General features: G+C 66.7%; 15 protein-coding genes. 13 read left to right on the top strand and 2 right to left on the bottom strand.

Features of this window, described 5'->3' with window-relative positions; genetic code table 11:
• The first annotated feature begins 45 nt into the window (after positions 1 to 45).
• The 9 genes from pcaH (at position 46) to QRN51_RS02545 (ending at position 7,732) form a co-directional block, all read left to right on the top strand.
• Complete coding sequence (gene pcaH / locus QRN51_RS02585; protein WP_284988596.1) at positions 46 to 918, top strand: protocatechuate 3,4-dioxygenase subunit beta; 873 nt, start codon at positions 46 to 48, stop codon at positions 916 to 918.
• A 3-nt stretch (positions 919 to 921) separates the two neighbouring features.
• Positions 922 to 1,488 (top strand): protocatechuate 3,4-dioxygenase subunit alpha, encoded by a 567-nt coding sequence (gene pcaG / locus QRN51_RS02580; RefSeq protein WP_059388804.1) that lies wholly within the window; start codon positions 922 to 924, stop codon positions 1,486 to 1,488.
• Positions 1,485 to 2,930 carry a lyase family protein gene (locus QRN51_RS02575; protein WP_284988499.1) on the top strand — a complete coding sequence of 482 codons (1,446 nt, stop codon included), beginning with the start codon at positions 1,485 to 1,487 and terminating at the stop codon, positions 2,928 to 2,930. The genes pcaG and QRN51_RS02575 overlap by 4 nt, the downstream gene beginning before the upstream one ends.
• Positions 2,923 to 3,738: an alpha/beta fold hydrolase gene (locus QRN51_RS02570; protein ID WP_284988498.1), complete on the top strand. Its 816-nt coding sequence runs from the start codon at positions 2,923 to 2,925 to the stop codon at positions 3,736 to 3,738. The genes QRN51_RS02575 and QRN51_RS02570 overlap by 8 nt, the downstream gene beginning before the upstream one ends.
• Positions 3,735 to 4,190, top strand: coding sequence for a 4-carboxymuconolactone decarboxylase (gene pcaC, locus QRN51_RS02565; protein WP_284988497.1), 456 nt, complete (start codon positions 3,735 to 3,737; stop codon positions 4,188 to 4,190). The genes QRN51_RS02570 and pcaC overlap by 4 nt, the downstream gene beginning before the upstream one ends.
• 72 nt (positions 4,191 to 4,262) lie before the next feature.
• Positions 4,263 to 5,486: a thiolase family protein gene (locus tag QRN51_RS02560; RefSeq protein ID WP_284988496.1), complete on the top strand. Its 1,224-nt coding sequence runs from the start codon at positions 4,263 to 4,265 to the stop codon at positions 5,484 to 5,486.
• Between the two features lie 5 nt (positions 5,487 to 5,491).
• Entirely contained in the window at positions 5,492 to 6,151 is a 660-nt protein-coding gene (locus QRN51_RS02555; protein WP_234752852.1) for a 3-oxoacid CoA-transferase subunit A, read from the top strand.
• A 1-nt stretch (position 6,152) separates the two neighbouring features.
• Positions 6,153 to 6,824 (top strand): 3-oxoacid CoA-transferase subunit B, encoded by a 672-nt coding sequence (locus tag QRN51_RS02550; RefSeq protein ID WP_059388801.1) that lies wholly within the window; start codon positions 6,153 to 6,155, stop codon positions 6,822 to 6,824.
• Between the two features lie 86 nt (positions 6,825 to 6,910).
• On the top strand, positions 6,911 to 7,732 hold the full coding sequence (locus tag QRN51_RS02545; RefSeq protein WP_059388800.1) for an IclR family transcriptional regulator domain-containing protein: 822 nt from the start codon (positions 6,911 to 6,913) through the stop codon (positions 7,730 to 7,732).
• 23 nt (positions 7,733 to 7,755) lie between these two features.
• Here QRN51_RS02545 and QRN51_RS02540 read toward each other — a convergent pair whose 3' ends face one another.
• Positions 7,756 to 11,427 carry an RCC1 domain-containing protein gene (locus QRN51_RS02540; RefSeq protein ID WP_284988495.1) on the bottom strand — a complete coding sequence of 1,224 codons (3,672 nt, stop codon included), beginning with the start codon at positions 11,425 to 11,427 and terminating at the stop codon, positions 7,756 to 7,758.
• Positions 11,428 to 11,573: 146 nt separating this feature from the next.
• Positions 11,574 to 12,185: an NADPH-dependent FMN reductase gene (locus QRN51_RS02535; protein WP_284988494.1), complete on the bottom strand. Its 612-nt coding sequence runs from the start codon at positions 12,183 to 12,185 to the stop codon at positions 11,574 to 11,576.
• Between the two features lie 228 nt (positions 12,186 to 12,413).
• On the opposite strand from QRN51_RS02535, the gene QRN51_RS02530 reads away from it, so the two are divergent.
• The 4 genes from QRN51_RS02530 to QRN51_RS02515 all read left to right on the top strand — a co-directional run.
• Positions 12,414 to 13,604, top strand: coding sequence for a Re/Si-specific NAD(P)(+) transhydrogenase subunit alpha (locus QRN51_RS02530; RefSeq protein ID WP_284988493.1), 1,191 nt, complete (start codon positions 12,414 to 12,416; stop codon positions 13,602 to 13,604).
• On the top strand, positions 13,604 to 13,945 hold the full coding sequence (locus QRN51_RS02525) for an NAD(P) transhydrogenase subunit alpha part 2 (protein ID WP_284988492.1): 342 nt from the start codon (positions 13,604 to 13,606) through the stop codon (positions 13,943 to 13,945). The genes QRN51_RS02530 and QRN51_RS02525 overlap by 1 nt, the downstream gene beginning before the upstream one ends.
• The gene (locus tag QRN51_RS02520) at positions 13,942 to 15,324 is read left to right on the top strand and encodes an NAD(P)(+) transhydrogenase (Re/Si-specific) subunit beta (RefSeq protein ID WP_284988491.1); all 1,383 of its coding nucleotides are present in this window, start codon (positions 13,942 to 13,944) and stop codon (positions 15,322 to 15,324) included. Before QRN51_RS02525 ends, QRN51_RS02520 begins: the two co-directional genes overlap by 4 nt.
• Positions 15,325 to 15,554: 230 nt before the next feature.
• A partial coding sequence (locus QRN51_RS02515) for a fibronectin type III domain-containing protein (RefSeq protein WP_284988490.1) occupies positions 15,555 to 18,608 on the top strand: 3,054 nt, incomplete at its 3' end.

Genomic DNA, 18,608 nt, shown 5'->3' with positions numbered 1-18,608 from the left:
CAACCAGAAGCAACGAAAGAAACCACCCGAAAGGAGCCGGCCGTGCTGCTAGACGCAAATGCCGGGCACTACCAAGACGACGAGCTCGTACCTGCGGCCGAACCGCATGCCGGGCACGCGCCGTTGGACGCCGCAGCCGAAACCCAAGCGGATCTCAGCGCCGAGATCAAAGCGATCGGCGAAGCGTACGCCCAGGCGCTCAAGAACGGTGCCGCGCCGGAGACCCAGCCCCGCCTGGACTTTGCGCCGTACCGCAGCAGCATCCTGCGCCACCCCACCAAGAGCCTGCACCACGCGGACCCTGAGACTATCGAGCTGTACTCGCCGGCGTTCGGGCACCAGGACGTGCATGCGTTGGAGTCGGACCTCACCATCCAGCACAACGGTGAACCCCAGGGCGAGCGGATCATCGTTCAGGGCAAAGTGCTCGACGGCGACGGCCGCCCGGTTGCCGGCCAACTCGTAGAGATCTGGCAGGCCAACGCTGCCGGCCGTTACATCCACAAGCGTGACCAGCACCCCGCCCCCCTCGACCCGAACTTCACCGGCGTCGGACGCTGCATCACCGGACCGGACGGCACCTACCGATTCACCACCATCAAGCCCGGCGCCTACCCATGGAAGAACCACCTCAACGCCTGGCGCCCGGCGCACATCCACTTCTCCCTCTTCGGCACGGATTTCACGCAGCGCATCGTCACCCAGATGTACTTCCCGGGCGACCAGTTGTTCCCGCTGGACCCCATCTACCAATCGATCGTGGACCAGGACGCCCGCGACCGCCTCGTCGCCAAGTACGACCACGAGCTGACGAGCCCCGAATGGGCCCTCGGCTACAACTGGGACATCGTCCTGAGCGGTTCGAAGCGGACCTGGACCGAAAACGAAGCCTTTGGCGACGCCGGGGACGAGGAGTAGAACATGAGCAAGCTGACACCCACACCAGGCCAGACCGTTGGCCCGTTCTACGGCTACGCGCTCCCCTTTAATAAGGACAACGAGCTCCTCGCCCCGGGCAGCGCCGGAAGCATCCGCCTGCAAGGCACCGTGTATGACGGCGCCGGAGAAGCTATCCCGGACGCCATCCTGGAGATCTGGCAGCCGGACTCCGAAGGCAAGGTAGTCCAGCGCACCGGCTCCCTGGTCCGCGACGGCTACACCTTCACCGGTTGGGGCCGCGCCGCGGTGGGCAACTCCGGTGTGTTCACGTTCACCACGGTCAACCCCGGCCCCACCGAAGCGGGCGCGGCTCCGTTCATTTCCGTCGCCGTTTTTGCGCGTGGCCTCATGAACCGCCTGTTCACCCGCATCTACTTGCCGGAAAACGAGGAAGCGCTCGCTGCCGACCCGCTGCTCAACTCCCTCGATCCCGAGCGCCGCAAGACCCTGATCGCGCGTCGCGACGCGGATGGCGGACTCACGTGGGATCTGCGCCTGCAGGGCCGGAACGAGACTGTTTTTCTCGACTTCGAAGGCGCCTCCCAGTGAGTGGCGACGGCGATTTCGGGCTGCTCAGCCCGGTTTCGGCGTCGCCCGCCGTCGTGGCGCTGACAGGTGACCGTGCGGTGATCGCGGCCATCCTCGACGTCGAAGCCGCCTGGGCATCCGTGCTCGAAGAGGCGGGCTTCGCGCCGGCCGGTTCTGCCGCCGTCGTCACCGAGGCCACGGAATCCTGGGCCTACGACGCCGCTTCCATCGCCGAACGCGCACAAGGTGGCGCCAATCCGGTCATTCCGCTGCTGGCCGATCTCCGGGGGAGGGTCAGGCAGCTCGAGGCTGGGCGCCCCGGCGGGCCGATCGGCGCGTTTGCCGCGGTGCACACCTCCCTGACCAGCCAAGACGTCCTGGATTCGGCCCTGATGCTGCTCGCGCACCGCGTGCTTTCGGCGCTTCTCGCCGAAGTAAAAGGTACGACGACGGCGCTCGCCGCCCTTGCGGAACAGCATGCGGACACGCTGTGCGTGGGCAGAAGCCTGACGCAGCACGCGCTTCCGTTCACCTTCGGGCTCAAGGCGGCGCAGTGGTTCCACGGAGTGGCAGCCGCGGCCCGTCGCCTCGAAGCGCTGGAGTTGCCCGTGCAGTTCGGCGGTGCCGGCGGCACCCTGGCCGCCGGCACCGTACTCACGGAAGGCTCGTCGTCGAGCCCCTTTGCGCTGGCGGATGCCTTGGCCGGAAGGCTGGACCTCGCTCCCGTTCCTGCGCCGTGGCACACCAACCGCCTGGCGGTCACTGGACTCGGCGACGCCTTGGCTTCCCTCACGGACTCCTTCGGCAAGATCGCCTCGGACCTGCTGTTCCTCAGCCGACCCGAGGTTGCCGAGCTCGGTGAGCCCCTTGCCGCTGGCCGCGGAGTCTCGTCGGCCATGCCCCAAAAGCAGAACCCCGTGTTGTCCGTGCTGATCCGCAGCGCGGCGCTCCAGGCGCCCGGGCTGGCTTCGCAGCTGCACCTTGCAGCCGCGAACTTCAACGACGAACGCCCGGACGGCGCCTGGCACAGCGAATGGCCTGCCCTGCGTGGCTTGCTTCGGCTCACACTCGGCGCAGCCACCCAGCTGCGCGAGCTCGCCGAAGGCCTCCGCGTCTTCCCAGAGGCAATGCGCCGCAACCTGGAAATCTCCGGGCCGTTACTCCTCAGCGAAGCCGTCGCATCCTCCGTAGCTCCGCTCCTCGGCGCGGACAGGGGCGAGGCGAAGGCCAAGCTGCAGTCCGTTGTCGACGAGACCCTGCAAGCACCCGCAGCCGAGCAAGCCCGGATCTACACCAAGCTCCTCCGCGAAGCCGTCCCGGCCAGCAAGCTGTCCGATGAGGAACTGCAGGCCCTTCTAGACCCTGCGAACTACGTCGGTGAGGCTGCCGAGATCAGCCGTCGCATCTTCGCCGCGTACCCGGAATTCACACACACCAACCTGAAGGGAACCGATCGTGGCTAAGCCCATCGTCAAGGCGGTGCTGCTGTCCCCGCAGCGCACGCTGGGGGAGAAGCCGCTCCTGGTGGTGGGGCCCTCGCTCGGAACGTCCACCGTTCTCTGGACCGAGGCCGCTGCCCTGCTCGGCAACGAGTTCGACGTCATCGGCTGGGACCTGCCCGGCCACGGCGTCTCGCCCGCGGCCTCCGAAACGTTCAGCGTCGCCGAACTCGCGGACGCGGTGATTGACTTGGTGGACTCGATCGCGCCCGGTGCCGTGTTCCACTACGCCGGCGATTCCCTGGGCGGTGCCACCGGACTGCAGCTCGGCATCAAGCACGGAGAACGGCTCAAGTCCCTGTCCGTGCAGTGCAGCGGAGCGAAGCTCGGTACGCCCGAGGGATGGCTGGAACGTGCCGAAACCGTCCGCGCACAAGGAACCGCGGTGATGATCCAGGGTTCCGCGCAGCGTTGGTTCGCCCCCGGTTTCATGGATCGCCAGCCCGTGGTCAGCAGCCGACTCCTGCATGCCCTGCGGGACGCCGACCGCTTCAGCTACGCCTTCTGCTGTGAAGCCCTCGCCGGATTCGACGTCCGCGCGGAACTCGGCAGCATCACAGTCCCCACGCAGGCACTGGCGGGCGTCGAGGACACCGTTGCGCCGCCGTCGTTCGCTGAAGAAATTGCCGCGGGCATCAACTCCAGATTCAACACAGGTGGCGGCAGCGCTGTTGCCGTAGCGCTCGACGGCGTCGGGCACCTAGCGCCCGCGGAGACGCCTGCCGTCGTCGCGGACCTCATGCGGACATTCATGACGGAGGCCGGAAAATGAGCACTGATTCTTCGCAAGGCGCCGTTCAGCGCGACGCTAGCTCGCAGGAAATCTACGACGCCGGCATGGTGGTCCGCCGCGAAGTGCTCGGCGATGCGCACGTGGACCGCGCCAACGCCAAGAAGGACGAATTCACCGAAGACTTCCAGGACATGATCACCCGCATCGCCTGGGGAGGCATCTGGACCCGGCCCGGCCTGACGCGGCAGATGCGCTCCGCCGTCACCATCACCGCGATGGTGGCGCACGGCCACTGGGAAGAACTGGCCATGCACATCCGCGCGGCCATCACGAATGGGCTGAGCAGGGACGAGATCAAGGAAATCCTGCTACAGACCGCCATCTACTGCGGAGTCCCCTCCGCCAACACCGCATTCAAGACCGCTCAAGGCGTCTTCGCGGAGCTCGATAACACCCCTGAAGCCCCCACCCACCCAACTAACTCGCATTAGATGTCGTTTTGAGCCCTCATAACGACATTAACTGCGAGTTGGTTGGGATCACAGAAACTTAGAGGAGACCCCATGAACCAGGCGTATGTGTACGACGCCGTGCGCACACCTTTTGGAAAATTCGGCTCCGGCCTGGCCGGGGTGCGCCCGGACGACCTAGCTGCCCACGTGGTGCGCGAAGCCGTCAAGCGGGCCCCTGCTTTGGATGTTGAGCGGATCGACGAGGTGGTGTTCGGGAACGCCAACGGCGCCGGCGAGGAGAACCGCAACATCGCCCGCATGGCCACCTTGCTGGCCGGGCTCCCGACGTCGATCCCGGGCACTACGGTCAACCGGCTGTGCGGTTCGTCCCTGGATGCCGCGATCATCGCCTCCCGCCAGATCAACGCCGGCGACGCCGAACTGGTCCTGGTGGGCGGGGCCGAGTCGATGTCCCGTGCACCCTGGGTGCTGCCCAAGACGTCCAAGCCGTACCCTGCCGGGGACATGACCCTGGCTTCGACCACGCTGGGCTGGCGCCTCGAGAATCCGGCGATGCCGAAGGATTGGACCATTTCCCTGGGCGAGGCGACCGAGCGGCTGCGTGAGAAGTACGGAGTCACCCGGGAACGCCAGGACGAGTTCGCGGCGGCCTCGCACAACCTCGCGGCCGCGGCGTGGGACGAGGGCTTCTACGACCAGCTGGTGACGCAGGTTCCGGGCACGGAGCTGGTCCGTGACGAAGGCATTAGGGCGGGTTCGACGGCGGAGAAGCTGGCCGGGCTCAAGACCGTGTTCCGGCCCGAGGCCGGCGGTCCGGAGGGTGGAACGGTCACGGCGGGCAACGCTTCTCCGCTGTCCGACGGCGCGTCCGCGGCGTGGATCGGCAGCGAAAGCGCCGCCGGGCTGCTCGGGCTGGAGCCGCTGGCCCGCATCGCCGGCCGCGGAGCACACGGAAACGATCCGCAGTTCTTCGGCTCCGCCCCGGTTGAGGCCGCCAACAAGGCACTCGCGAAGGCGGGAATCGGCTGGGAGCAGGTGGGCGCCGTCGAACTTAACGAAGCTTTTGCCGCGCAGTCCCTGGCCTGCATCGATGCGTGGGGTATCGATCCGTCCATCGTGAACCGGCACGGCGGAGCGATTGCGATGGGCCACCCGCTGGGCGCCTCCGGCACCCGGATCCTGGGCACCTTGGCCCGCAGCCTGCAGGCTTCTGGTGAGCGATGGGGTGTCGCGGCCATCTGCATCGGGGTCGGGCAAGGACTGGCCGTGGTGCTGGAGAACGTCACCTCCGGCGTAGCCGGAAAAGGAGCCTAGAGGAAATGCTGAAATTCATTGACACCGTGGGCGAGGCTGTCGCCGGCATCAAGGATGGCTCAACCGTCATGATCGGGGGCTTCGGCAATGCGGGCCAGCCGTTCGAACTCATCGACGCGCTGCTCGATTCCGGCGCCACCGACCTCACCGTGGTGAACAACAACGCCGGCCAAGGCGACCAAGGCCTTGCACTGCTGATCAAGGAAGGGCGGGTCCGGAAGATGATCTGCTCCTTCCCGCGCCAGTCGGATTCCTGGCACTTCGACGCCAAGTACAAGGCCGGCGAAATCGAACTGGAACTCGTCCCGCAAGGGAACCTCGCCGAGCGTATCCGGGCCGCGGGCGCGGGTATTGGCGGGTTCTTCACCCCCACCGGTTACGGCACCATGCTCGCGGAAGGCAAGCACACGCGCTTCCTCGACGGCAAATGGCAAGTGTTCGAGACGCCCATCCACGCCGACGTCGCACTCATCAAGGCCCTCAAGGCCGACGGCAAGGGCAACCTCGTCTACCGCAAGACCGCCCGGAACTTCGGCCCCATCATGGCCGCCGCGGCCAAACACACCATCGTCCAGGTGTCGGAGATCGTCCCGACCGGCGCCCTGGACCCGGAGAACGTGGTGACCCCGGGAATCTACGTCAACAGCATCGTGAAGGTGGCCTGACATGAGCATCCAAACGTCAACAACACCCTTGGGACGCGACGATCTCGCGCGGCTCGTGGCGCGGGACATCGCTCCCGGCTCGTTCGTGAACCTCGGCATCGGCCAGCCCACGCTCGTCTCCAATTACCTCACCGAAGAGCAGAACATCACCCTCCATACGGAGAACGGGATGCTCGGGATGGGCCCTGAGGCCAAGGGCGAGGAGATCGATGGCGACCTCATCAACGCCGGCAAGATCCCCGTCACCGAGCTCCCCGGCGCCTCGTATTTCCACCACGCCGATTCCTTCGCGATCATGCGCGGCGGGCATCTGGATATCTGCGTGCTCGGCGCGTTCCAGGTATCCGCCACGGGGGACCTCGCCAACTGGCACACTGGAGCACCGGACGCCATCCCGGCCGTCGGCGGGGCGATGGACCTGGCCACCGGCGCGAAGGACGTGTTCGTCATGATGACGCTCCTGACCCGCGAGGGCGTGTCCAAACTCGTGGAGCACTGCAGCTACCCGCTCACCGGCGTGGGCTGCGTGACGCGCGTGTACACGGACAAAGCAGTCTTCCTGATAGGGCCCGACGGCGTGACCGTGCGTGAGACGTTTGGCTGCACCTTCGAAGAACTCCAAGCCCTGGTGCCGGTCCCGCTGAAGGCGGCGGGCGCCGTCGTCGGCGTCTAAAGGGCAGCGCGAGCTGGCAGCAGATGCCCTCTGGAAGCAATCCACGGGGCAAGTGCTGCCAGTTCGCGCCAATAAGATTGGTAACCATGACCGACGCAGCAGTAGCCGGAGCCCCGCAGGCGGGTGCTCCCCAGGCCAGCGACCAGTACGTGCAATCGCTGGCACGCGGATTGTCCGTGATCCGCGCTTTCGACGCGGCCAACCCCGTCATGACGCTCAGTGAGGTGGCGGCACGCACTAACCTGACGCGTGCCACGGCGCGACGGTTCCTGCATACCCTGGTTGAGCTGGGCTATGTCCGCACGGATGGCAAGACCTTCGCCCTCACGGCGATGGTGTTGCAGCTTGGCTATTCGTACCTGTCGGCGTTGTCCCTGCCCCAGCTCGCACAGCCGCACCTTGAAGAACTTTCCCTCAAACTGGGGGAGTCGACGTCGGCCGCGGTACTGGATGGCGCGGACATCTTCTACGTGGCCCGCGTGACCACGCGCCGGATCATGACGGTCGGGATCTCGGTGGGCACCCGCTTTCCCGCCTACGCCACGTCCATGGGTAGGGTGCTTCTGGCTGGCCTGACGCCGCAGAAACTGGACGAGTACCTGTCCTCGGTGGAGTTCAAAGCCCTGACGCCGCGGACCATCACGTCCCGCGAAGAGCTGGTGGCCGAGCTGGACCGCGTGCGCAGGCAGGATTGGTGCGTTTTGGACCAAGAGCTGGAGCTCGGACTTATGTCCGTGGCAGCGCCCGTTCGCAACGCTGCCGGCAAGGTGGTGGCCGCCGTCAACGTCTCGCTCCAGGCCCAAAACGTCGCCGCGCAGCGTGATCCGCGGGCCTATATCGAGTCGGTTCGCGACGAAATCGTACGCACTGCCGGGCTGATTTCGGCGGATATTGCCGCCAAGCACTAGCAGAGGCGCTCGGGGCCGAATGTCTAGGGCCACAAGCTCGTCACGCCCGTGAGGCCTTGGACCTGGACGGGTGTGTTGCTGCTGGTCGCGGCGCCGTTGCCAAGTTGACCCTGCGCGTTGTCACCCCAGGCGCGGACCGTTCCATCACTGAGCACAGCGAATGCGTCGTACATGGTGCATGCCAGCGAGCTCACCCCGGTGAGGCCCTGGACCTGCACCGGGGCGGGGCTGTCAGTGGTGGTGCCGTTCCCCAGCTGGCCATACCAGTTGGCACCCCATGCGCGGACTGTTCCATCCTTGAGGACCGCGTACGCCGAGATTTCGCTTGCGGCGACGCTCGCGACTGCGGTGAGACCCGGAACTTGGACTGGCACGCTGCTGCTGGCGGTGCCATTGCCTAGCTCGCCATACGTGCCGGCCCCCCAAGCCCGGACTGTCCCGTTCCCCAACACCGCGTAAGCCGTGCCGCCGTTGGCTGCGAGGGACACGGCTCCTGCCAAACCGGAGACTTGGACCGGGGTGTTGGCGTTCGCGTTGGTGCCGTTGCCCAGCTGGCCGTAGCCGTTGTAGCCCCAGGCCCGGACCGTCCCGTCAGCCAGGACTGCGTACGCCGTGCCGTAACTGGCCGTGATGGAGGAGACGCCCGTGAGGCCGGTGACTTGGACCGGGGTGTTGCTGTCGGCGTTGGTGCCGTTGCCCAGTTGCCCGGATTGGTTGCTGCCCCAGGCGCGCACCGTCCCGTCAGTCAGAACCGCGTAGGCGGAGCCCCCGCTGGCTGTGATGGAGCCGGCCCTGGTGACCCCCTGGACCTGGACGGGGACGCTGCTGTTGCTGGTGGTTGCATTGCCGAGCTGGCCGGAGGAATTGTCTCCCCATGCCCATACTGTTCCATCGCCCAGCAGGGCGTAGGCCGTGCCTCCGCTGGCGGTGATGGATACGACTCCGGAGAGTCCGCTGACTTGGACGGGCACGCTGCTATCGCTCGTAGTGCCGTTTCCGAGCTGGCCAAAACTGTTTCCGCCCCAGGCCCACGCTGTTCCGTTGACCAGCGCGGCGTACTTGGTGCTGGGACCTTGGGCTCCCATGGCGACCCCGGACAGTCCCGTGACGCCAAGCGGCACGTTGCTGAACGAAGTTGTGCCGGTAACGCCGAGTTGGTGGTTGTAATTGTCACCCCATGCGCGGATGGTTCCATCTGCAAGCACGGCGAATGCGGTCCCTCGTGCCGCCGAGATCGATGCTGTTCCCGCTAGGCCGGTGAGACCCGTGACTTGGGTGGGAACATTGCTGTTAGCGGTAGAGCCGTTGCCGAGTTGTCCGGTCGGGTTGACGCCCCAGGCACGGACCGTCCCGTCACGCAGCACGGCATACGCCACCGGGTTGTTGGTGTCCCCTTTGCCAGCAGTGATGGACAAGGCCGTGGTGAGGCCGCTTAGCTGGATGGCAGTGGTGCTGTTGGTGGTGGTCCCGGTGCCGAGCTGCCCGGACTGGTTGAGGCCCCATGCCCGTGCTGTCCCGTCGCCAAGTACGGCGTATACGCTGCCTTTGCCGGCTGCCATGGACGTGACGTTGCTGATCCCCTGGACGCGGACCGGGGTGTAGCTCTCCGACGTCGTCCCGTTTCCGAGCTGGCCGCTCCCGTTCGCGCCCCAGGAACGCACGGTCCGGTCGGCCAGTAGCGCGTACGCGTTGTAGTTGCTGGCCACGGTGGAGGTGACGCCGCTGAGGCCTTGGACCTGAACCGGTCTGTTGCTGCTGTTGGCGGAGGTTCCGCTGCCAAGCTGCCCGCTCGAATTGTCGCCCCATGCCCGGACGGTCCCGTCGGACAACAGTGCGTAGGCGCTGAAGTCGCTGGCGGTGACGGCGGCGACCCCCGTGAGGCCGGTGACCTGGGCCGGCGCGCTGCTTCCGATTCCTGTGGTGCCGTTGCCGAGTTGACCCACGAAGTTGGAACCCCAAGCACGGACGGTTCCGTCATTGAGCAGGGCATATGCGCCGTAATAAGTGGCCGTGATCGCGGTGACGCCAGTGAGGCCTTGGATCTGGATGGGGGTGCTGCTGAAGGTGATCCCGCTGCCGAGTTGTCCGGTGGAACTCTCGCCCCAAGCGCGTACGGTCCCGTCGCCGAGGAGTGCGTACGCTGTGCGACCGTTGATCGTGATCGATGTGACTCCGCTGAGGCCCTGGACTTGCACGGGAGTGCTGCTGTCGTTGGTGGTTCCGTTGCCGAGCTGCCCGGACTGGTTGCTGCCCCAGGCGCGTACGGTCCCGTCGGCCAGCAGCGCGTAACTGGTGGAACCATCGCCGGCGATCGACTTGACTCCGGAGAGGCCGGTAACGGCGGCAGGGTTGGCGAGGTAAGGGGTGGTCCCGTTGCCCAGCTGGCTGGATTGGTTGTTACCCCAGGTGACAGCTGAACCGCTTGACGCTCCGGGTAGGTAGTAGCCCGCGACGTCGGCGATCAGCTGCGTGGCGCCGTCGGAACGGTTGAAGAGGGTGATCTTGCCGTCGGCCCCCACGGGGACGGTGACGGAGCTCGGAACAGTCTGGCCGCTCGCGAAATTCACATTGGACGCATTCGGCCGGATGCTCCCCGAAGCGTAAGCGGTGATGAACCCGAACGATTGCGGGCCGGTGACGGTCAGGTTGAAAACCGCGGCCGCGACGTTGGCGGGAATCCCGCCCGCGCCGCCCACGCGGAAGGACACCGTCCCGTCCGGACCTGCCGGCGCGCTGTTCCGTGTATCCAGGAGTCGTGCGGGATTCACGGGAACGAAAGCGCCCGGAGCGCTCGGGGTCCCTGAGAGGAAATAGCCGGCGACGTCGGCGATCAGCTGGGTGCTGCCGGAGGAACGGTTGAAGAGGGTGACTTTGCCGTCGACGCCCACTGGAACCGTTACGGAGTTCGGAACCGTTTGGTCTGTGGCGAAGTTGATGTTTGAAGAGTTCGGCCGCGTGGTTCCGGAGGCGTAGGCCGTGATGAACCCGAACGACGTCGGATTCGCCACGGTGAGGTTGAAACTCACCGCCGAGACCGAAGCCGGAATCCCGCCCACGCCTCCCACTTGGAAAGACACTGTTCCGTCAGGGCCCGCAGGCGTGCTGCCGCGGGTGTCCAGCAGCCTGGCTGGGGCTATCGGGACGAAGGCGCCGGGTACGGTCGGCGTTCCGGGGAGGTAGTACCCGGACACGTCGGCAATCAGCTGGGTGCTGCCGGAGGAGCGGTTGAAAAGGGTGACTTTGCCGTCGACGCCGACCGGTACAGTCACGGAGTTCGGTACGGTCTGGCCGGCAGCGAAGTTCACGTTGGAGGAGTTCGGCCGTGCGGCACCGGAAGCGTAGGCCGTGACGAATCCGAACGATTGCGGGCCGGTGACGGTGAGGTTGAAGACCACCGCCGCGGCCGCAGCGGGAATTCCGTTCATGCCGCCCACCTGGAAGGACACGGTCCCGTCGGGGCCCACAGGCGTGCTGGTACGGGTGTCCAGGAGCCTGGCGGGTGAGATCGGAATGAAGGCTCCGGCCGCCGTCGGCCTCGCCGAAGTTCCCACGACGGCGACCGGCGCGCTCGTGGAACCGCCCGTGCCGGCAGCCCAGGCGCCGGGCGCCGCAAGGCCGGACAAGATCAGCAGGACGCCCATTGCGCCAGCAAGGCCAGTGGCACCACGCCTCAGCCACGCACGCAAAGACCCCATGAAATCTCCGAAGGACTGGGCTCCCGATGACGGGCAAGCCGGTATTGATCCTCGCGAAAATTACCACATGGGTAGATCCGGGCGTGGTTGCCACGGCGCGTTGTAGCGCGTGGGCTCGCGGCGCGGGCGAAGCTGCGCCCACCGCATCACCGCGTCAGCTTGGCGCCGTCCGGGTGTTCGTCGCCGATGTGCCCGGGAGCGTTGGCGGCCAGGACGCGCTCGACGAACGCGCTGTACTCCTCCATGTAGTGGCGCAGGATGGATGCCGTGCCTTCGTCCCTGACCGATCCGTCCTCGTTGTAGGCCGCCGGATTGAACTTGATGTAGGCCTCGGGAGCATTCAGCTGAGGTGCGTCGAGGAAGCTCAGGACGCTACGCATGGATGCCTGCATCACGGCCGTCCCGATGCTTCCGGGTGATGTGCCGATGATTCCTGTTGGCTTGCGCGCGAAGGAGTTGGTTCCCCACGGCCGCGATCCCCAGTCGATGGCGTTCTTCAAGGCGCCGGGGACGGAGCGGTTGTACTCGGGGGAAACGAACAGGATGCCGTCCGACGCCGCGATCGCGTCCTTGAGGGCCCGGCCGGCAGGCGGGTAGTCGGCGTCGTAGTCCGGGCTGTACAAGGGCAGGTCCTTGATGGGAATCTCGGTGAATTCGAGCTCTTCCGGCGCTACACTGATGAGCGCCTTGGACAGGACCCGGTTGATGGAGCGGCTTGAAAGGCTGCCGACGAAGTATCCGATCTTGTACGTTGCCATGACTGTGTTCCTTCCCGACGGCGCGGCCGGAACCGGCTCATCGACGGTGCGGTAACTGGAGTCTCCCAGCCCACAGCGAGCTTATTAGAGCAGCCCGAAGATGGGAATGGCCGGACGCCGCCGCCACACCTACTCCCGCCCGGGCCTTCCGCGTCCTAGACTCAAGCCAACAACGGCTCGGGACAATGCTGTTCAGAAGGACGTTGGGGTTTCGGAAAGGGAGCGCGGGTGAAACTTGGCATAGCGCGGGAACGGCTCGATGGTGAACGTCGTGTGGCTGCGACGCCGGAGACGGTCACGCAGTTGGCCGGACTGGGACTGGACGTCGTCGTCGAAAGCGGAGCCGGAGGCGCTGCGGGCCACAGCGACGAGGACTACCGCCAAGCAGGCGCGCTCATCGTCCCCGACTTGGACCTGGCCCGACTGGACGTCTACGCTCACGTCCGCCCACTCGAACCAACGACGGCGGCCGCGCTGCGACGGGGCGCCGTCACCGTTGGCCTGGCCTCGCCGTCGTCGGAACTTCCCACCGTCCGCGCGCTCGCCGAAGCGGGCGTGACCTCCTTCGCGCTTGAGCTGGTGCCGCGCATTTCCCGGGCACAATCCATGGATGCGCTCACCTCCCAGGCCCTGGTGGCCGGGTACCGCTGCGTGCTCGAGGCGGCCATGCGGCTCCCGCGCTTCTTTCCGCTCTACATGACGGCCGCCGGAACCATTCCCCCGGCCCGTGTGCTGGTGCTGGGAGCGGGCGTGGCAGGCTTGCAGGCCATCGGCACCGCGAAAAGGCTGGGCGCACGCGTCTCCGCCAACGACATCCGGCCCGCCTCGGCGGACGAGGTCGCATCCATGGGCGGCACCTTCATCAAACTTGACGTGGAGACGGCCGAATCGTCCGGCGGCTACGCGCGCGAACTCAGCGCCGACCGCGGTGCCCTGCAGCGTGAGCTGCTCGCCCCGCACGTGGCCCAGGCGGATGTGCTCATCACGACGGCGGCGGTCCCCGGACGGCGGGCCCCTCTCCTCGTGAGCCGCGAAATGGTCCAGCACATGCGCCCGGGCTCGGTGGTCGTCGACCTCGCCGCAGAGTCCGGCGGCAATGTGGAGGGCTCGGTACCGGGGCTGGATCTTCAAATCCCGACGGCGGACGGCCAAGGCACGGTCACCCTGGTGGGGATGAAGGACGCCGCCTCCGCCATGCCCGCTGACGCCTCGCGCCTCTACGCGAAGAACGTCGCGAACCTGCTGGCCCTGATGACGTGTGATGGTGCCGTCGTCCCGGACTTCGGCGATGAGGTGGTGGCGGGTGCGTGCCTGACGCACGACGGCGAGGTGCGGCACGGTCCGACGGCCGAGGCGCTTGCTGCGCTCTCCGCCGAGACGGCGGAATCCGTGAGCTCTGCAAACGAGGGGGTTTCCTGATGGACGGAATCGCCCTGCTCACCATCACCGTTCTGGCCGTCTTCGTGGGCTTCGAAGTGGTCTCCAAGGTCTCAAGCACACTGCACACTCCCTTGATGTCCGGCGCGAACGCCATCCACGGAATCATCCTGGTGGGCGCGATCATCGTCGCAGGGCAGGCCTCGGACCCATGGGTCCTCGCGGTGGCCTTGCTCGCCGTCGTCCTCGCCACGGCCAACCTGGTAGGCGGATTCGTGGTGACCGACCGCATGCTGGAGATGTTCCGCGGCCGTAAACGCGTTGCGCCGCCCGGCGGGAAGCCGGAGTCCATAGACGCTGCGTCCAAGGAGCGCACGCGATGACCCTCATCGATCCGGTGTGGACTTCGCTCCTCTACCTCGCGGCCGCAGTCTGTTTCATCCTCGCGCTCAAGGGACTCAATTCGCCACGAACCGCCCGGCGAGGCAACCTGGTGGGCGCATTCGGTGCGGCACTCGCCGTCGCCACGGTCTTCCTCTCGGTCAAGATGGACAACGTTCCCTGGATCCTGGGCGCCATGGTGATCGGTTCGGGCGTGGCCGCGCCGGTCGCGCGCCAGGTCAAGATGACCCAGATGCCGCAGCTCGTCGCGCTTTTCAATGGCGTGGGCGGTGGTGCCGCAGCGCTCGTTGCACTCTTGGAACTTGCGCACACGGAGGACCACTGGGTGCGCGTGGCGATCGTCTTCACGCTGCTGGTGGGCGCGGTGTCCTTCGCGGGTTCCGCCATCACGTTCTCCAAACTCCAGGAGCTCATGACCACCCGCCCCGTGGTGTTCCCCGGTCTGCCGACCCTCATGGGGGCGGTGCTGCTAGCGGCGGTGGGTGCCGCCGTCGCCGTCGTTTTTAGCGGTTCCATCGCGCTCGCATTCCTGCTTTTGGTGCTCGGTCTGGCGGCGGGCGTGTTGCTGGTGCTCCCTGTAGGCGGCGCGGACGTGCCGATCGTCATCTCGCTGCTGAATGCCTTCACCGGCCTGGCCGTGGCAGCCTCGGGCCTGGTGCTTGGCAATGTGCTTTTGGTGGTGGCCGGCACGTTGGTGGGTGCCTCGGGCACCATCCTTACCAGGGCCATGGCCGCGGCCATGGGCCGCAGTGTTGCCGGCATCCTCTTTGGCGCGTTCAAAGGAGGCTCGACGGCGGGGTCGACGGCGGTGAGCGACCGCCCCGTCCGCTCCTCCAGCCCCGAAGACGTGGCCGTGCTCCTTGGCTATGCGCAACGGGTCATTATTGTTCCCGGCTACGGGCTCGCTGTAGCACAAGGGCAGCACACGGCGGCCGAGCTGGCCCTTGCGTTGGAGGCGCGGGGCATCGACGTGGATTTCGCCATCCATCCGGTGGCCGGCCGCATGCCCGGGCACATGAACGTCCTGCTTGCCGAAGCCAATGTGCCCTATGAGTCCCTCAAGGAAATGGGCGAGATCAACTCGGAATTCCGGACAGCCGACGTCGCGCTGGTGGTCGGCGCGAACGACGTCGTCAATCCGGCCGCGAAAACCACCGCGGGTTCGCCGATCTACGGCATGCCCATCCTTGAAGTGGCCGACGCGCGACAAGTAGTCTTCCTGAAGCGCTCCATGCGGCCGGGATTCGCGGGAATCGAGAACGAACTCATGTACGAACCGCAGACCACACTGCTGTTCGGCGACGCGAAGGAATCCCTCACCAAAGTGTTGAGTGCGGTCAAGGCGCTCAAGCTTAGTTAATCAAATCTGGGGTGCCCGCCGGCCTTTCTGCTGCCCAATCGGGTGAGCACACTCAGGATCGCTAGGCGAAGCTGCCGCCCAGCCGGGTGAGCCCACTCAAGACGCGGAAGAATCCAAGGCCCTATCATCGGCCGAAGACCTAGGGTGGGAACGCTCCCGCCCTTGACGGTTGCCCGGGCTTCGAATGGACGGTGAGCGGAGTGGCTGGACTCTCGATTCAGGAGCAGGCGGTGACGCGGCGCATCGGCGTCCGTTGGGCCGCCGTTGGAGCGTGCGCGGCAATGGTCCTGGCACTCCTCAGTGGCTTTGCTTTGCCGGCTCATGCGGTTGCAAACACCGTCATCACGCTGACCTTCGATGACGGCAACGCCGACCAACTGACCGCCGCAGCCACGCTGAAGAACCTCGGACTCCACGGCACCTATTTCGTCCCCTCCGGATGGGTCGATCAGCCGAGCTATTTCACCTCGGCGAACCTGCAGCAACTTTTCGCCGACGGAAATGAGATTGCCGGGCACACGGTCACCCACCCCGACCTGGTCACCTTGACCTCGGATGAAGTGACGCGCCAGGTGTGCAACGGCAGGGTGGCCCTGGCAAACATGGGCTTCAAGGTCACCAGCTTCGCCTACCCCTTCGCCTCCTTGGACCCCGCCGTGCAGACCATCGTAAAGAATTGCGGGTTCAACAGTGCACGCGGGCTCGGGGACCTTTACAGCAAGGACGATCCCGGGCTCCCGGCTGCCGAAACCATTCCGCCCGCCAACCCCTATGACACCGCGGCCCCGGAGGAAGTGGACAGCACATGGACGCTGTCCAACCTTGAAAACTCCGTGACCAGGGCCCAGGCCGCCGGCGGTGGCTGGGTTCAATTGACGTTCCACCACATCGCCGTGGGGACCGATCCCACCCTTACCATCAGCCCCAGCCTGTTCAACCAATTCGCTTCCTGGCTAGCGCAACAACAGGCAGCGGGCAGCATCGCCGTGAAGACGGTTGACCAGGTAATCGGTGGCGCGGTCCAGCCCCTCGTCTCCGGCCCGCCGGTGCCGCCCCCGCCTCCCCAGGGGACCAACATGATCCAGAACCCGAGCCTCGAGACACTGACCAGCGGGATTCCGCTGTGCTGGGCTGCTGGTGGATACGGCACCAACACCCCCAGCTTTTCAGTGGTCTCGCCTGGCCACACGGGCAATAACGCAGAACGACTGACTATGAGCGGCTACGTCAGCGGTGACGCGAAACTCCTGCCAGCCCTGGATCTTGGCGGCTGTTCTCCCACGGGCACTCCGGGTCATATCTATCAGCTCAGCGCTTGGTATAAATCCAACATCATCACCCAATTCGAGGTCTACTACCGCACCGGAACGGGGTACTGGACCTATTGGACGGCGAGCCCGTTGTTCAACGCGAGCAGTAATTGGACGCAAATCACGTGGACCACACCGGCGCTCCCGGCAGGTGCCTCGGGAATCAGCTACGGACTGAACATCCAATCCAACGGTTCGATCACCACGGACGACTATTCGATGATCGACATCACCCAGGCCGCGGCGACGGCGCCGGCTGCTCCCACGGGGGTGGCCGCGACGGCGGGTAACGCTTCGGCGGTGGTGTCCTGGACGGCGCCGGCCAACGGCGGCTCCCCCATCACTTCGTATGCGGTGACGCCTTCGTCCGGTGGCACGGCTTTGGCTCCGGTGACGGTCACCGGTAACCCGCCCTCAACGACGGCGACCGTCACCGGGCTGACCAACGGCACCGCCTACACCTTCACCGTCACGGCAACGAACGCCGTCGGGATGTCACCCCCGTCGGCCGCGTCGGCTCCCGTCACCCCGACGGCCCCAACGGTTCCGGGGACTCCCACCGGCGTGAGCGCGACGGCGGGAAACGCCTCGGCGGCCGTGTCGTGGACGGCGCCGGGCAACGGCGGCTCCCCGATCACCTCCTATGCGGTGACGCCTTCCACCGGTGGCACGGCCCTGGCTCCGGTGACGGTGACCGGGAATCCGCCCTCGACGACGGTGACCGTCACCGGACTCACCAACGGCACGGCGTATACGTTCACGGTGACGGCGACGAACGCCGTCGGGACCTCCGCGCCGTCGGCGGCGTCGGCTCCGGTGACCCCGACGGCCCCGGTTCCCGGGGTCACCAACGGCGGGTTCGAATCCGGGCTCACGTCCTGGACCACCGGCGGCGTCAGGGCACCCGTGGCCTCCACCACCGCGCACACCGGCACCGGCTCCGCGCTCCTGGGCCTGGCCTCCGGCACCGAACCGCTCGGTGACAGCACCCTGGCCCAGACCCTCACCATGCCCGCCACCGGGACCTCCACCCTGTCCTTCTGGTACCAGCCCCACACCGCCGACGACACCTGCACCGGCACCGCCTGCCGCTACGACTGGATGGAAGCACAAGTCCGCACCACCGGCGGCACCACCCTGGCGAGCCTGTTCAAGCTCAGCAGCAACTCCGGCACCTGGACCCAGCTCAGCACGAACCTCTCCGCCTACAACGGCCAAACCGTCGTGCTCTGGTTCAACGTCCACCTCGACGGCTCCAGCCCGGCGGATGACACCTGGATGTACCTGGACGACGTCACCCTCACCAACACCCAGACCACCCCCACCGCACCCGCAGCCCCCACCGGGGTCACCGCGGCCGCCGGGAACGCCTCAGCCACCGTGACCTGGACGGCCCCGGCCAACGGCGGCTCGGCGATCACCTCGTACGCCATCACCCCGCACGCCGGAACCACCGCCCTGGCCCCGGTCACCGTGACCGGGAACCCGCCCGCGACGACGGCGAACATCACCGGACTCACTAACGGCACGGCCTACACCTTCACGGTGACCGCCACGAACGCCATCGGCACCTCCCCGGCGTCGGCGGCCTCGGCCGCAGTCACCCCCACCGCAGGCACCACGGCACCCGCAGCCCCCACCGGGGTCACCGCGGCGGCCGGGAACGCCTCAGCCACCGTGTCCTGGACCGCGCCGGGCAACGGCGGCTCGGCGATCACCTCCTACGCGGTCACCCCGCACGCCGGAACCACCACCCTGGCCCCGGTCCCCGTCACCGGCAACCCGCCCGCGACGACGGCGAACATCACCGGACTCACTAACGGCACCGCCTACACCTTCACCGTCACCGCCACCAACGCCGTCGGCACCTCCCCGGCCTCGGCGGCCTCGGCACCGGTCACCCCCACGGGAACAACGACCTCGGCCATCACCAACGGCGGCTTCGAATCCGGGCTCACCGCCTGGACCACCGGC

It is taken from the genome of Arthrobacter sp. efr-133-TYG-120, from assembly GCF_030209785.1.
Classification (GTDB): Bacteria; Actinomycetota; Actinomycetes; order Actinomycetales; family Micrococcaceae; genus Arthrobacter.
The sequence above is the reverse complement of the archived record's forward strand: the minus strand, read 5'-3'. Positions and strand labels throughout refer to the sequence as shown.